Origin of the sequence: Ferrimonas sp. (assembly GCF_048263965.1) — a bacterium.
Taxonomy (GTDB): domain Bacteria; phylum Pseudomonadota; class Gammaproteobacteria; order Enterobacterales; family Shewanellaceae; genus Ferrimonas.
In genome coordinates, this window is the sequence record NZ_JBLXDO010000007.1 from 81,599 (window position 1) to 95,087 (window position 13,489).

Annotated in this window: 12 protein-coding genes; 6 read left to right on the forward strand and 6 right to left on the reverse strand. The window is 54.3% G+C overall.

What is annotated here, in order from left to right:
* The first annotated feature begins 373 nt into the window (after positions 1–373).
* On the forward strand, positions 374–1,459 hold the full coding sequence (locus tag ACN0RV_RS08490; RefSeq protein ID WP_417347202.1) for a glycerol dehydrogenase: 1,086 nt from the start codon (positions 374–376) through the stop codon (positions 1,457–1,459).
* On the opposite strand, the gene ACN0RV_RS08495 is transcribed toward ACN0RV_RS08490, so the two are convergent.
* Positions 1,460–2,335 carry a zinc metalloprotease HtpX gene (locus ACN0RV_RS08495; protein ID WP_417347203.1) on the reverse strand — a complete coding sequence of 292 codons (876 nt, stop codon included), beginning with the start codon at positions 2,333–2,335 and terminating at the stop codon, positions 1,460–1,462. It abuts the gene before it with no gap.
* A gap of 231 nt (positions 2,336–2,566) precedes the next feature.
* Here ACN0RV_RS08495 and ACN0RV_RS08500 point away from each other — a divergent pair, with 231 nt between their 5' ends.
* The 3 genes from ACN0RV_RS08500 (at position 2,567) to ACN0RV_RS08510 (ending at position 4,591) form a co-directional block, all read left to right on the forward strand.
* Positions 2,567–3,652 (forward strand): hypothetical protein, encoded by a 1,086-nt coding sequence (locus tag ACN0RV_RS08500; RefSeq protein WP_417347204.1) that lies wholly within the window; start codon positions 2,567–2,569, stop codon positions 3,650–3,652.
* A 2-nt stretch (positions 3,653–3,654) separates the two neighbouring features.
* Positions 3,655–3,882: a DUF350 domain-containing protein gene (locus ACN0RV_RS08505; RefSeq protein ID WP_051216514.1), complete on the forward strand. Its 228-nt coding sequence runs from the start codon at positions 3,655–3,657 to the stop codon at positions 3,880–3,882.
* Positions 3,883–4,135: 253 nt separating this feature from the next.
* Positions 4,136–4,591, forward strand: a complete 456-nt coding sequence (locus ACN0RV_RS08510; protein ID WP_417347205.1) for a TlpA family protein disulfide reductase — start codon at positions 4,136–4,138, stop codon at positions 4,589–4,591.
* Positions 4,592–4,669: 78 nt separating this feature from the next.
* Here the strand turns inward: ACN0RV_RS08510 and ACN0RV_RS08515 are convergent, their stop codons facing one another.
* The 4 genes from ACN0RV_RS08515 to ACN0RV_RS08530 all read right to left on the reverse strand — a co-directional run bounded on the left by ACN0RV_RS08515 (position 4,670) and on the right by ACN0RV_RS08530 (position 10,055).
* The gene (locus ACN0RV_RS08515) at positions 4,670–5,872 is read right to left on the reverse strand and encodes a DEAD/DEAH box helicase (protein WP_417347206.1); all 1,203 of its coding nucleotides are present in this window, start codon (positions 5,870–5,872) and stop codon (positions 4,670–4,672) included.
* Positions 5,873–6,044: 172 nt separating this feature from the next.
* The gene (locus ACN0RV_RS08520; RefSeq protein WP_417347207.1) at positions 6,045–7,592 is read right to left on the reverse strand and encodes an Ig-like domain-containing protein; all 1,548 of its coding nucleotides are present in this window, start codon (positions 7,590–7,592) and stop codon (positions 6,045–6,047) included.
* 1,495 nt (positions 7,593–9,087) lie between these two features.
* Entirely contained in the window at positions 9,088–9,477 is a 390-nt protein-coding gene (gene gloA / locus ACN0RV_RS08525) for a lactoylglutathione lyase (RefSeq protein ID WP_417347208.1), read from the reverse strand.
* Between the two features lie 92 nt (positions 9,478–9,569).
* On the reverse strand, positions 9,570–10,055 hold the full coding sequence (locus ACN0RV_RS08530) for a VOC family protein (RefSeq protein WP_028111076.1): 486 nt from the start codon (positions 10,053–10,055) through the stop codon (positions 9,570–9,572).
* 593 nt (positions 10,056–10,648) lie between these two features.
* Between ACN0RV_RS08530 and ACN0RV_RS08535 the strand changes: the two genes are divergently transcribed.
* Together ACN0RV_RS08535 and ACN0RV_RS08540 are read left to right on the forward strand one after the other, a co-directional pair.
* Positions 10,649–11,542 carry a DUF5692 family protein gene (locus tag ACN0RV_RS08535; RefSeq protein WP_417347209.1) on the forward strand — a complete coding sequence of 298 codons (894 nt, stop codon included), beginning with the start codon at positions 10,649–10,651 and terminating at the stop codon, positions 11,540–11,542.
* Positions 11,543–11,551: 9 nt separating this feature from the next.
* Positions 11,552–12,760, forward strand: coding sequence for a DUF5692 family protein (locus ACN0RV_RS08540; protein ID WP_417347210.1), 1,209 nt, complete (start codon positions 11,552–11,554; stop codon positions 12,758–12,760).
* A 62-nt stretch (positions 12,761–12,822) separates the two neighbouring features.
* Here ACN0RV_RS08540 and ACN0RV_RS08545 read toward each other — a convergent pair whose 3' ends face one another.
* Positions 12,823–13,419, reverse strand: coding sequence for a DUF5610 domain-containing protein (locus ACN0RV_RS08545; protein ID WP_417347211.1), 597 nt, complete (start codon positions 13,417–13,419; stop codon positions 12,823–12,825).
* Between the last annotated feature and the right edge of the window lie 70 nt (positions 13,420–13,489).

The following is a 13,489-nucleotide window of genomic DNA, read 5'->3' on the forward strand; positions in this document are numbered from 1 at the left end:
GAACAGTGGCTGATGCAGGGGCAGGCAAGCGCACAAGTCACTATCTTCATGAATGTTATGTTATTTTGCTCGATGCTGCCTGTGGGAAGGAGTTGCGCGTGACAGTGGTTGAGATGACCGTCGATGACGAAATGCCCGCTCAAAAGAAGACTTTTCATTAAAGTGGTGGCGCTGGTGACTTAAAGCTATTAATGACTTGTCTCGTTGTTTTTGATGGGAGTGTTTTGCTTGTTAAAAAATTTGAGAATGCTTCGACTGAAACTTCTTGCGGAAAAATGTTCTGCACCAAGGTCACAAAAAGTCTTAATTTCCGTTGTTATTATTCCCGGCAGAAAAAGATTCTTCTTTCCACCAGAGCTTAAAGGAATTTGTCATGGAAAACATTATTCTGTCGCCGGGTAAGTATGTTCAGGGCGATGGAGCCATCAAGAACATCGCTTCCTACGCCAAGGCGCACTCATTGGTACTGGCTGATGATTTCGTCATGGGGTTAACCGAGGAGGCGGTCCAGGCCAGCTTTAGCGACAAGGGCCTGGAAGTGGAGTTTGCACTCTTTGGTGGTGAGTGTGCCAAATCGGAGATTGAGCGCCTGAAAGACAGAGCGGACTCCTGTGGTTGTAAGATGATCATCGGCATCGGTGGCGGTAAGGCTTTGGATACCGCCAAGGCGGTGGCTCACTTCGCTGCTCTGCCTGTGGTGGTGGTGCCCACCATCGCCTCGACCGATGCGCCGTGCAGCGCCTTGTCGGTGATCTACACCGAAGACGGGGTGTTCGACGAGTATCTGCTGCTGCCGAAGAATCCGGACGTGGTGCTGATGGATACCGGTCTGATTGCCAAGGCGCCCACACGTCTGCTGGTGGCGGGCATGGGCGATGCCCTGGCTACCTACTTCGAGGCCCGTGCCGCAGCACAGGGTCAGGCGCAAAACCTGGCCGGTGGCGTGCCCACCAACACCGCCCTGGCCCTGGCCAAGCTCTGTTATGACACCCTGATTAATCAGGGGCCCATGGCGCTGGCGGCGTCCGAAGCCAAGGTGACTACCCCGGCGCTGGAGAGCATAGTGGAAGCCAATACCTACCTCAGCGGTGTGGGCTTCGAAAGCGGTGGCCTGGCAGCAGCCCACGCCATCCACAATGGCCTGACCCTGATGGAGGAGTGTCACCATCTCTATCATGGTGAGAAGGTGGCTTTTGGCACTCTGGTGCAACTGGTGATGGAGAACGCACCCAAAGAGGAGTTTGCCGAGGTATTGAACTTCTGCAACACCGTGGGACTGCCCACTCACCTTTGGCAGCTGGGGATCAAGGAGCTGGATATGGACAAGCTTAAGGCTGTGGCTGAACAAGCCTGTGCCGACGGGGAAACCATCCACAACATGCCGTTTAAGGTGACGCCGGAGAAGGTGCTGTCCGCCATTCTGGCTGCCGACCGCATGGGACGTCGCGGCGTCAACTGATCACCAGTGTTCGCTGTGCCGATAGGGGGAGGGGGCGGCTTTCAGGGCCATCAACTTCTCCACCCGCTCCGAGGTGGGCGGGTGAGATCGGAGCCAGGCCAGGGGATCCCCTTGGCCTGTTGGTATCAGCAGACCGCGCCACATGGGGGCCTGCTCGCGGGAGATGGTGAGCAGCGCCGAGGCCAGGGGCTCCGGCGCACCCAGCAAACTGGCGGCGCGTCTGTCCGCGTCGAATTCCCGAACCCGAGATAGCGCCAGCTGCAGCAGGGCGCAAAGGTGTGGTGTAACCATCAACAGCAGCAGGGCGCCGATGGACACCGATGCTATCCCGAACAACATCAGCGGCAGCATGATAAGGGCCCCAATCCAGGCAAGGCTTGCCAGCATCCGGCACAGGCCGGTGATCAGCGCTGCCATTCGCAGCAGGAAGGCGTCACTGTGGGCCAGGTGGGCAATCTCATGGGCCAGCACCCCGGCGATCTGTGGGGCACTGAGGCGTCTCAGTAACCCTTCGGAGACCACGATCACCCCGTCACGCTGGCTGCCCATGGCAAAGGCGTTGGCGGTCAGTGAGGGAGACCAGTACACCTGCGGTGAGCGCTCCAGCTCTGCTCGCCGGGCCAGTTCAGCCACCGCCTGCTTCAGGCCCTGTGCGCCGGTCATGGGGGTGACCCTCATCATTCTCAGTTGCCACTGAGTCGGCAGGGTAGGGAGCAACACCGAAACGGAGATCAGCAACGCCAATACCATCCACTCGGTGCCTGGCCCCAGCAGCAGATGGCCGCTGAGCATCAGCAGTAGTGCCATTCCCCCAAGTAAAAACAGGGTATGCAGGGCGTTCCTTAGCCGGGATCTCAGGTGTTGTCTCGGATCCATCCTGACCTCACTCATTGCCTCTCATAGTATGGGTATAAGGGCAGCGGGGTTGGTTATCAAGTGCCCAGCTTTCGAAATGCATGCACTGATGTACACATATGGGGCAAACGAGGGCAGTTGGTGGTGTTTTCTATTGAAATTAGCGATTTTTCTGTGGTTTAGTTAGCGACCTTATGAGTTGCAACCCGGGGCCGAAACCACGGCAGTCCGGTTGGAGAGATAACAAGAGCGATGTTTCGAAAGATATGGGTGCTGATCTGCCTGGTGGTGGTGGCTAAGGTGGTGTTCAGTGACTTGAAAAGAGACGCTGAGCCTAAGCCTCCGGCCGATCCCAGGTTGGCGCAGATCCTGACTCTGGTCGAGCAGGAGAAGAGTGATGATGCCTATGAAGCGATCGCCCAAATGTTGCCCGAAGTTCGCAACCCACAGGTGGTGCAATATCTCTACAAGTTGCGCGCTCACATCGAGGTGGAGCGTCGCCACTTTCACTACGCCATTGAGTCTCTGACCCAGGCTCAGGAAGCCGGCGACCAGAGTATGGCGACCTCGGCACGCATCGATGAGATCAAAAACTGGATCGGTAGGATGCAGGAGGAGCGTGCCATGGCCGATCACTACCGGGATGCCCGGGGCAATGGCATGGCTGGCGAGCTCAAAGGCCAGGTGACCATCCTCTATCTCTACCTAAATGACAACCGCTGGAGCAAATGGTCCGGTAAAGACCGTCTCCAGAATCGTCAGTATCTGCAGCAGGTGACCGACTGGTATGGCCGTCGGGCGACAGAGTATGGGTTGGTCAAGCCCACCTTTAACACCCGGTTCTTCTTCCTGACCTCACCCAAGGGGATCACCAAGGAGTGGCTGCGTTCTAAGGCGTTTTTCAGTGACGCCCAGCACCTGATTGCCCAGCAATTGGGGTACGGCAACATGGCTCAGTTCGTTGAGGCCAAGGCGCCCAGAGGTGAAGTGGCTCTGGTGTTCCACTCCAATGGCGAAGCCCGCTCGTTTGCACTCTCCTGCAGGAGCAAGGAAAAGGCTCCGCGCTGCCACTATGAGTACGCCATGCTTACCGAAAAGATGGTCCCCGGAGCCCGCCATAGCTACGTTCCCCAGGTGCAGGCCCATGAGATGCTTCACCTGTTCGGCGCCGCCGACCTCTACCGAATTCGTAACGCCCGGGACTACGCCGTGACCGACATCATGAACTACTACAGCGACACCCTGGGCCACGCCACCATCGACCCCATTACTGCCTGGTCCATCGGCTGGGCTGAGGCGCCAAACGCGCCCTTCAAGATTGAAAACAAGGAGAAATGAGTATGGAGATCACCTCCGTCGAACAAAACGCCGTCTTTATGTTCCTGAACTTGAGCTATGCGGTGATCAGCCTGTTTGTCAGCGTGATTGCCCTGGTGATCATCGACAAGTTCGTGTTCCGCCGCATCGACTTCATTGAGGAGATCCGCAAGGGCAACCTGGCGGTGGCCATCTTCCAGTCCACCATCCTGCTGTTTGTGGGTTTTGTAGTGTCTTCGGCGATGCACTAACGCAGGTTTTCGCCCAGCCTTGGCTGACTAACCTTTTGATTTTATGACGCTAAACCTGTTTTCGAATGGGCGTGTCTTGTACACTCTCTGCACTGTTGTCCATGGGCAGCCGTGTTGAACAACAACCGGATGAAAGGGAATTCGTTTGTGTTGGGTCTAATACACCGCAATCTGTAAGCAAGGAAGTACTGTGAAAAAAATTCTAACTCTCTTTAGCGCTGTTTTTATCTCTTTTTCCTCCCTGGCGGCCTCCATGCCTGACATTGGTGAGGTTGCCCCCGATTATCTGGGGCGTGGCAACGATGGCAATGTGGTTCGTGTCTCCGAGCAGCAGGGCAAGATCATGGTGGTGACTTTCTGGGCCTCCTGGTGTCCCCCCTGTCTTAAGGAGCTGCCTCTGCTGGAGGGACTGCAGGCCACTGTGGGCACAGAGCAACTGAAAGTAGTGGCGGTGAACTACCGCGAAGACAAGAAGCAGTATCGCCGCATCAAGAATAAGCTGAAGAATCTGACCTTCACCCTGACCAGCGACAGCAATGGCAAGATTGGTCGCAGGTATGGCGTGGATGGTATTCCCCATATGGTGTTGATTGACCACGCGGGGAAGATTGCCAATCGTTGGGTAGGCTACGGTGAAGGCAACATACAACAGGTGGTGGATGCCATGAACGAACTGCTGGCCAAACAATTGGCCGAAAGAGAACCCTAAGGTCTTTATAACACCGCCGGCTCAGATGCCGGCGGTGTTGTTATGGATAGTGCGAAAGGCTGTGAAGAAGGCGGGAAGTTACGACTTTGGCTTGGTGTCTTGTCGTTTGGCCTTGGGGACGTAGTTGAGGATGGAGATAGGTACTGCTTTCCTCGGTGCAAACCCTTCAACTTCGCGGCGCTCAATCAGGTGATTCAACCGACTTTCGATCATGCACAGGTTTTTGAAATCGTCCTTGGAGACCAGAGACACCGCTTCACCCAGGGCACCGGCGCGACCGGTTCGACCGATGCGATGCACATACTCGTCGGCCGGGAAGGGCAAGTCGTAGTTGACCACGCGCTCCAGGTTGTCGATGTCGATGCCGCGGGCGGCAACACCGGTGGCCACCAGGTAGCGAATCTTGCCGGCTTTGAAGTCTGCTAGGATCTGCTCCCGAACCGCCTGGGTACGGCCACTGTGGATGCACTCGGCTTCGATGCCGCGTTTGGCCAACTGACTGACCAGCTTGGCGGCGCCGTGCTTGGTTTCGATGAAGATCAGCGCTTGATTCCAGGGGGTGGACTGGATCAGGTGGCTCAGCAGTGCCGATTTCTTATCTTTGTCTACGGTGGTCAGCCATTGGCTGATGGTGGCCTTGCTCGCCTGACTGGCGGCAATGCTGATCTCAACCGCATCGGTGATGGCACTCTTGGCCAGCGCCCGTACCTTTTTCGAAAGAGTGGCGGAAAACAGCAGAGATTGTCGGTCTGTGGGCAGTTTGGTAACGATGTCGTTGATGTCGTCGATGAAACCCATGTCGAGCATCTTGTCCGCTTCATCCAGCACCAGCATCTCTACTTCATCGAAGTGAATGGCGCGGCGGCTGTACATATCCAACAGTCGTCCTGGCGTGGCCACCAGCACATCAACGCCATCCAGCAGCGCCTGTCGTTGAGGCTCAATGTTTACGCCACCGTACATGGCCATGCATTTCAGTGGCAGGTGACGGCCATAGCGCTCGACACTCTCGGCCACCTGAACCACCAACTCGCGGGTTGGCGCGATGATCAGCGCCCGAACCCGTTTCTTACGACCTCGGCTGCCCTGACTGAGCTGCTGCAGAATCGGCAGCACAAAACTGGCGGTCTTGCCGGTACCGGTTTGCGCGGCGGCGATCAGATTATCGCCCCGCAGCACAACGGGAATCGCCTTCTGCTGAATCGAGGTAGGCTCGCTGTAACCGGCTTCGGTAACGGCGTCGACAAGTGGGGCGGATAATCCCAGGCTGGAGAATGACATCGGTGGTCTCGGTTAGGTGAATCAACGGCGCCGCAAATGGCGGTGGCTTAAGGGGCGGGAAGTATAGCAAAGCACTCTGGTTCGGGGAATGAGGCAGTGGTGCTCTGGCGGTCATAAAAAAGCCAGCGACTGTCAGGCCGCTGGCTTGTTGTTTTGTCATGACTGTGACGGTTTACTTGTGAACCTTGCCGATTCTGGTTGCACGATCGTCATAGTCTTCTGCGTGACACCCTCCACAGGACTGTACCGGTCTCAGCCAGGGCTGGCGGTACTTGCCGTCCTCGCCGTATTGATACGGATCCTCGGACGCATGAGACAGGTCGATCTTGAACAGGTGAGAGTTCTTCGGCATGTGGCAATCGGTACAGTCTGCCATGGCACCGTGCATGGCGCCGAGGCCATCGTTGAACTCTACGCTGGGATGACAATCCTGGCACTCGGTGGTCAGAGCCTGTTCGTGTCCTGGCTTATCACGGAAGTTGGTGGACAGGTGAGGGTTGTGACAGTGGATGCACTGGAACATACGCTTCTTACCGGTGGCTTCACCGGTATCAGGGTCATAGCCCAGCAGCGCGTCTCCGGCATTACGACCCTCTTCGAAGTAGTCCTTTACGAAGCCACCGATGGTGTCTCCGCCAAACTTCTCGTCGTAGCTGGTCATATATCCGTCTTTATACCAACGCTCACCTGCTTTGGTGTGGCATTCACCACAGGCAATTGCGTCGCCGTAGGCCTGGTTCATGGCCGTCAAATCGGCGCGCAGTCGGCCTTTGGCGTTGCGGACAATGTTGTTCTTGCTGGGGCTCTTGGCGTGATCGCCACCGGCACCGTGGCAGGCTTCGCACTGTACACCAGCTTGGGCAAAGGTCCCTTCCATGCCAATCAGACCGTCCTGACGATCGCGGTTGCGATGGTCATCGGGCTCGGAGGTGTAGTCGCGCCAGCCGGTGTTGTGGCAGTGGCCACAGGTGTAGGGCATGCCATCGCCGCCCGCACCAGGCGCGAAGGGGACCACCCGAGTCTCGTCGAGGGTTTCCCCTTTTGGCAACACATCAAACATCGCCTTGGTACCGTTGATCATGTAGCCGTTTTTATCGACTAGAATCGCCTGACGCTGGAAGCCTCCCAGCAGGTAACTGATGTCGTCCCAGCTTTCCGGTGTTCCTGCGCTGTTCTCGACACCTTCATACAGTTCGAAAGCGCCATCCAGGGAGGTAAAGGGCAGGTCGGGCGCCTGACCGTTTTCAATCTTGGTGAATTTCCAGTTGTGTCCGGTCTCCAGGAAGCTGGCCTTGTCCTGGTGGCAGCGCAGACAGGCTTGAGTACCGGCATAATCCTGAATACTGGCTTTCACCTCCACATCCACTACAGCAAGTGTTGTACCACCCTTGCCGTCGCTGATGGTGTACTCTACCTGGGCCAGGCCATAGTCGCTGGAGACAAACCATAGAAGGTCGTTCTCTACTCGTACTTCACCGGCGCCTTGCACGACTTTCGCACCGGCCAGGGAAAGCGTATCTCCCTCAGGATCGCTGGCTTCAGCCAGGACGTCGATGGAGGTATCTTCACCGATAACGGCAATGGCCGACATTGCTCCAGGACCTGGAGGCAGATTGGTATCCGAATTGCTGTCGCTGTCTCCGTTACACCCTGCCAGCAGCGCAATAAGCGCACTGGCGCAAAGTGTCAGAGCACCTTGTTTTACTACGTGTTGTTTCATCATCATTTCCTCTGCGATTTTATTGTCTCGCAAGAGAAAATTTAATTAATACTTCAAAGGGAAAGGAGGTCGATTTCGTCCGGTAAATAGTCGATTTCGTACCGCAACAGCAATTCGTGAACTGGATCTGCTGTGTTATGGTTGCTGGCGGAACAAGTGCACTCTTTGGGTGGATGGGCCTATAACTGCAAAGTGGGAATCGCCAGTTTCCATTAAAGCGGGTTAAGTTCAAAGTTCGCTGAAAGTGGTTTGATATATGTCTCCGCCCCTGGCGGCGCCTAATTAATGCGCAAATTAGTCCAGGTGTCATTCTTAGTGATCTGCCCGGAAACACTTATAGCAGATCTGAAGATTACTGATTTTGAGTATAAAGTATAACCAGTGTCGTGCTGGCTATTGAAGCCAGAGTTAATATTGCCTTCGTTCAGCCTGCATTGCAGGAATGTCGGCATTGATTAACCAAAACTTTGTTTACGTTTTCCGAGAGAAAAATAAAGATGCATCTAAAAAAGAGTCCGCCCAGAGGGCGGACTTAACCTCTGGATCAGAGGAGTTCAAAAGTCAGGTTAAACTGATGAAGAAAAATGAAAGGAAATTGCCTCAATGCTCACACACCGAAAGCCCATCACTTCATTAAGCTCGTTGAATATTCTAATGTGGCAGATGAATATAAACCGGGATATTTGTCACAAGAGAAGCCGCAATTGAGGCAATTGTATTTTGCGCAAACAGACATAATCAGATGCAATGGCATCTTATTTAGAATGAAATTGGATGCTGAAGTGAATTTTGGCTAAAACTAAATTCTGAGAAGTCTTACTGAATAACCTGAGTGCATAAGGTTATAGTTTGGCCAAAATTACCGGGTACCATGATGTGCGGTTCAAACAGCAGGTGCTGCTAATAAAGTCATTTAAATGGGTGATTCACACAAGCTATAAAAGTAAGGAGCGCATCGGTAGATGCAAGCGTTGACGATCAGAGGTTCATAATCACATATTCTGCGTCTGACCGGTACTAAGTGGTCGAGTTGAGTCAGGCGCCTAACGGTCTTTTGTGACAGTACCACTTGGGATAACGACCGGTCATCACTTTGTCGGAGAGCTGTGATGCGTTCGTATAGCGATTTGATTGCCAGCCTATTCCGTAATGGCTATCGGTGATGCTTCAATATAGGGCGCACGCTGTTTGCGCGCCCTAACTCAACTTGTTAGGCAAGCATAAATGGCTTGATAGCTTTAAACACACTTACTAATTGCTGAAAATTAATTTTTCCAAACCACTCCGGTGTCAAAGCTTTGAAACTGCCCGTTTCAGTGCTTTGACCGGAGAATCTACCCACGCTGTATTGCGAAGGGGTGTCTATCACATCACTAAAATGCCTTGCTCAGTTGCGCTGGTGTTGGAGGATAATAAAGTCATCGACATGATGTATTAATGCTCAGCATAATAGTTCATGCCTCGCCTATACTGCGGCGAAAGCGTCCGCAGATGATTAGTCTTGCTGGATCAATTCAACCTTATAGCCATCGGGGTCGGTCACAAAGGCGATGTGCGTCGAGCCGCCCAGTACCGGGCCTGGCTCGCGGGAGATTTTTCCACCTGCAGCTCGAATCTTATCGCAGGCGATGTAGATATCATTAACGCCTAAGGCAATGTGGCCAAACGCGGTGCCGTGGTCGTAATTGGATTCACCCCAGTTGTAGGTTAGTTCAATAACGGCATGCCCTTCGTTCTCTTTGCCGTAGCCAACGAAGGCCAGGGTGTACTTGTAGTCTTTGTTTTCAACCTGACGTAGCAGTTTCATGCCCAGTACATTTGTGTAGAAGGCGATAGATTTATCCAGATCGGCAACGCGAAACATGGTGTGAAGTAGTTGTGCCATAAGGTTCTCCCTAAGGTTGTCAGGATGCGTACTCGTTAGTAAAAAGCCAGCAATACTACGCTGGCTTGGATTTACTCAATGAAGCCGTCGATTTACTCGTACTCAGAGGAGTAGGTTTCGGCGTAGGAGTGAGAATACAGCTCGAACAGGTTGCCGAACGGGTCTTCCAGGTACACCATCTTCGCCGGCTTGCTGTCGTCTTCTGGGTGGTATCGCATGATGTCCATGCGTTGTTTACCGCCATACTGAATAGTTTTTTCGATTACGCCCTCAAAGTCGGTGGTTTCCAGACAGAAGTGGAAGATGCCGATGCGGGAGAAGTCGACTTCGTGACGCTCTTGGCGATCCTTCATTTCGAAGAGTTCAACGCCGATGCCATCAGTGGTCAGAAGGTGGGCGATGTTGAAGCCTTTAAAACCTTCGCCGAACACCTGAATACACATGCGACCGATGGCGGTTTCGCGCTCTTCCAGCACTTCGCTCTTGCCCATGACCATCTTTAGGCCCAGTGCTTTAGTGTAAAACTCGATGGCCTTATCCATGTCGGTGACCATGATGCCTACGTGACTCATTTTCATAATATGGTGCTCCAGATTTGTTGTGGGGGAGTTTGTCTTGTTTCGATGTGGAGCAGTATAGGGAGAGTGGATGGTGACGTTAAATTATCAAATGTGATATTTATAATTACATTTTATTATTGTTCTCAATTTAGATTGGTCTGAATAGTCCTAAGTTCAGTAGACACAGAATGATCGACACTGGCGGCAGAGTCGCCAATAAGATGACTTTTAGAGATTAGCTTTAGAGTCTGTAGAGGGCGTTAGGTGCGCGTTTCTCTGTCTGCGCTGTTCTCGTGTCCGGCCTCCAGAGACGGTATGGGTGTTGCGTATCCCATTTCCAAAAAACCTTGATCTGCTTCACAACATCCCTGTGACGGTGTGTTACCTTAATCCTGAAAATAGAGTAAATGCTCTAATTTGTTTCTTTTGGTTTTCAACCATGTAGACAGAGGTTGGGGGGCAGTAAAGCGGGGAAGTGTACTTCTCTGGTGGTACTGGGTCCGGCTTCAATGGGGATTGTCCGGGGGGGCCTGGACTGTGAGGGGTTGAAACCAAACAAGGAACGGTCGTGCCAGCTCAGCTGGCTCACTTGATGTTTGAAGGAGAAGGGTATGGAACCCTCAAATCTCACACTGGTCGTCTCCATTCTTGTCTACGCCGCCGTGACCTATGCGCTTACCGAAGTGTTCCGGCGTTATCGTTATCTGGGCTTTGCCTTTATCGTCGGCTCCCTGTGCACCTTTCCCCTTTGGGCCGAGAACCGGGATACCTGGTTTGAGTGGGCCAAGATCTTCAGCGTATTGGTGCCCATGGTGGTGGTCAGCCTGATGCGCATCGCCGTCTATGAAAAGAAGCAGGGTCCGTTCTGGGAGATCTTTAAAAAGCCCTGGACCCTGTGGTTTCTGTTTTTCATTCTCGCCCTCAACATCACCGAGGCCTCCATTCACGATTGGCAACTGGGCAACCCCTGGAATGCGTTGTCCGGTTTCTGCCTGGTGCTGACCATCCCCTTCGTCGGCAAGTTCTGGCGGGTCGAGGACAAAACCTGTGGCGACCTGATTGTGGACTTCCCCCTGGGCTGGTGTTTCCTCTACACCACCTGGAACGCCGCCTTCCTGTTTGGCTGCATTCCCGATGAGTTTGCCGGTGGTTTGGCGATTCTCATCGCTTGTGAGCTTTACTCGGTGTTCGGTCGCCACGACCTCTACATCATGGGGCGTATCTACACCCTGGCGATCTTCGTGGTTCAGTTGGGCCTGACCGACGTCTTCCCCTTTATGGACTCATCCGCCTGGGCCAATCCTGAACTTGCCACCTGGTGGGGCATCATCAATCTGGTTCTGAGCGTGGCTTACGTGTTCTGGTACAACTGGCAGATGTACACAGGGGGCTGCGACACCAAGTTCCGCCACCCAGCCTCGGCGCCACAAGGGGTCTTTACCGACAAGGAGCGCCAGGAATCCATTGGTGGTTTCTGGTCCCATCTCTATTTCCATCGCGCCTGAGGAGGGGTTATGAGATACCTGAATCGTTTGATGGGGGTGTTACTGCTGTGGATGTTGGCAGGCAGTGTTTTGGCTGCCGCATTGCCGGAGCAGGGCACCCGCGAGAACTACGACCTAGGCACCTACCAGATCCTGCTGGAGGGCGTGCCCGGCACCGGCGGACTGAGTTACCACATGGAGTTCAATCGAGGTGGCACCGTCTACATAGAGAAAAAGTTCAATGGTGAGGACCTGGCAGAGACCCACCCCTTTACCCGGGTAGGCGACGAGATTCGCATCCTGCCTGTGGGTGATGGGCTCATCAAGGACTTCGATCAGGCCACCCTGACGGTGCTGGACCACGACAACATTGCCGTCAGCCTCAATGTGTCTGGGGAGTCCCTGAAGCTGATGGAGAAGGACACCGAGTTTACCCTCTATCGCTGGTACGAGTTCCAGGCCAAGGCCCACATCCTGCTGACGTTGATCATCCTGGTGGCGCTCAATGAGCTGTTCCGTCTGGTGAAGTGGAGTGGCTTTGCCTTTTTCGTCGGTTTGTCTCTGCTGCTGACCATCTTCGTCTGGCCCTATCAGGGGGTCGCCTACTGGTTTAAGTGGGCCAAGATCTACTCCGTGGTGTCAGCGTCGGTGTTCTTCCTGCTGATGCGCTTTACTCCTCTGCACAAGTACACCTTTGCCAAGCTGTTTTGTGTAGGCTTCCTGGCGCTGAACATCGCCGAAGCGGTGGCCCAGGATTTCACCATGGGCTTTACCCCCAATCTGCTGAACGGCGTCGCCGGGGTGCTGTCGATTCTGACCTGCTATTACGGCTGGAAAGGGATCAAGGCGGACGACTCACCTCAGAAGGATATGGTGTGGCCCAAGATGACCGCCCTGTGGATCATCGCCTACGACGTGTGGAACTTTGTTTATGTCTATCTGAACTTTCCCGCGTCTGCCTCGGCGCAGCTGATGGTGATTGTGGCGGCCACCATTCCGGCGCTGCTCATCAAGGAGGGCACCTGGCTGCAGGCCAGAGCCTACACCCTGGCGGCCTGGTTTATGTTCTACTTTACCTTCACCGAGTTCTACGAGCGCAACCTGTGGATCTTCCCCAGGAACGATGTGCTGACTTACTCCTTGGCGCTGCTGAGCCTGGTGCTCAATATCGCCTGCGTGGTGCAGCTATGGGAGTTCCGTAAACAGCGACTGGCTAGCCAACAACCTGCCGCAGCCTGAGGTTGTTTTTACCAAGAAAAAGGCCGCCTGAATGGGCGGCCTTTCCGGTCCTATTGCCAGGATCAGCTGTCGGTACTCTCCCCGGTAGCACCGTCCTGTGAGAAGCTGTCTCTGAAGGCCTGGAGCCCTTCGTGCACCAGGCTCTGGGTCAGGTCCACATTGTCTTTGATGTCACCATCGAGCACCTGCAGGCCGTCGAGAATGCCGCGGGCTTCATCGATGCCCTTGTCGACCGCTTCGCCAATGACGCTCATAAACCCATCCAACTGCTCATCGAAGGAGAGGCCGGAGTTTTGCCCCTGGTAGGTCTCAAAGAACTGAGTGGCAAAGCCCACAATTCGATCAGCGGTGGCCTCGGGGGAGTAGTCGATACCTGCGTCCAGCCCTTTCTGGGTGGAGTTCTCGCCAAGGGTCGGGGCCAGGTGCTCATCAATGGCTTCCACGGCGGCGCGATAGAGCAGGGCGAGCGAGTCCTGACCGGCACTCAGGCTGACCTCCTCCATGGCAGACGCGACATTGGCGTTGGTCATCGCCTTTGCGGCCTGAGCCGGGCTCTTACTTCTGGCCACTTCGGATACGGCCTTGCCGTGATTGCTGCCGTCGGTGGGCTTGTTGCGAGCGACCTGAGAGACCTCGGCCCCATGATTACGTACTTCCATTAGCAGATACCTCATCTAGGTTGCATGGTCCTATTATCGACCAAATCGTAAGCAACTTTAATGAACGGTC

Bases quoted from the DNA above. Each gene is read 5' to 3' on its own strand.
- ACN0RV_RS08490 (WP_417347202.1), top strand. From the start codon at position 374: ATGGAAAACATTATTCTGTCGCCGGGTAAGTATGTTCAGGGCGATGGA.
- ACN0RV_RS08495 (WP_417347203.1), bottom strand. From the start codon at position 2,335: ATGGATCCGAGACAACACCTGAGATCCCGGCTAAGGAACGCCCTGCAT.
- ACN0RV_RS08500 (WP_417347204.1), top strand. From the start codon at position 2,567: ATGTTTCGAAAGATATGGGTGCTGATCTGCCTGGTGGTGGTGGCTAAG.
- ACN0RV_RS08505 (WP_051216514.1), top strand. From the start codon at position 3,655: ATGGAGATCACCTCCGTCGAACAAAACGCCGTCTTTATGTTCCTGAAC.
- ACN0RV_RS08510 (WP_417347205.1), top strand. From the start codon at position 4,136: ATGCCTGACATTGGTGAGGTTGCCCCCGATTATCTGGGGCGTGGCAAC.
- ACN0RV_RS08515 (WP_417347206.1), bottom strand. From the start codon at position 5,872: ATGTCATTCTCCAGCCTGGGATTATCCGCCCCACTTGTCGACGCCGTT.
- ACN0RV_RS08520 (WP_417347207.1), bottom strand. From the start codon at position 7,592: ATGAAACAACACGTAGTAAAACAAGGTGCTCTGACACTTTGCGCCAGT.
- gloA (WP_417347208.1), bottom strand. From the start codon at position 9,477: ATGGCACAACTACTTCACACCATGTTTCGCGTTGCCGATCTGGATAAA.
- ACN0RV_RS08530 (WP_028111076.1), bottom strand. From the start codon at position 10,055: ATGAAAATGAGTCACGTAGGCATCATGGTCACCGACATGGATAAGGCC.
- ACN0RV_RS08535 (WP_417347209.1), top strand. From the start codon at position 10,649: ATGGAACCCTCAAATCTCACACTGGTCGTCTCCATTCTTGTCTACGCC.
- ACN0RV_RS08540 (WP_417347210.1), top strand. From the start codon at position 11,552: ATGAGATACCTGAATCGTTTGATGGGGGTGTTACTGCTGTGGATGTTG.
- ACN0RV_RS08545 (WP_417347211.1), bottom strand. From the start codon at position 13,419: ATGGAAGTACGTAATCATGGGGCCGAGGTCTCTCAGGTCGCTCGCAAC.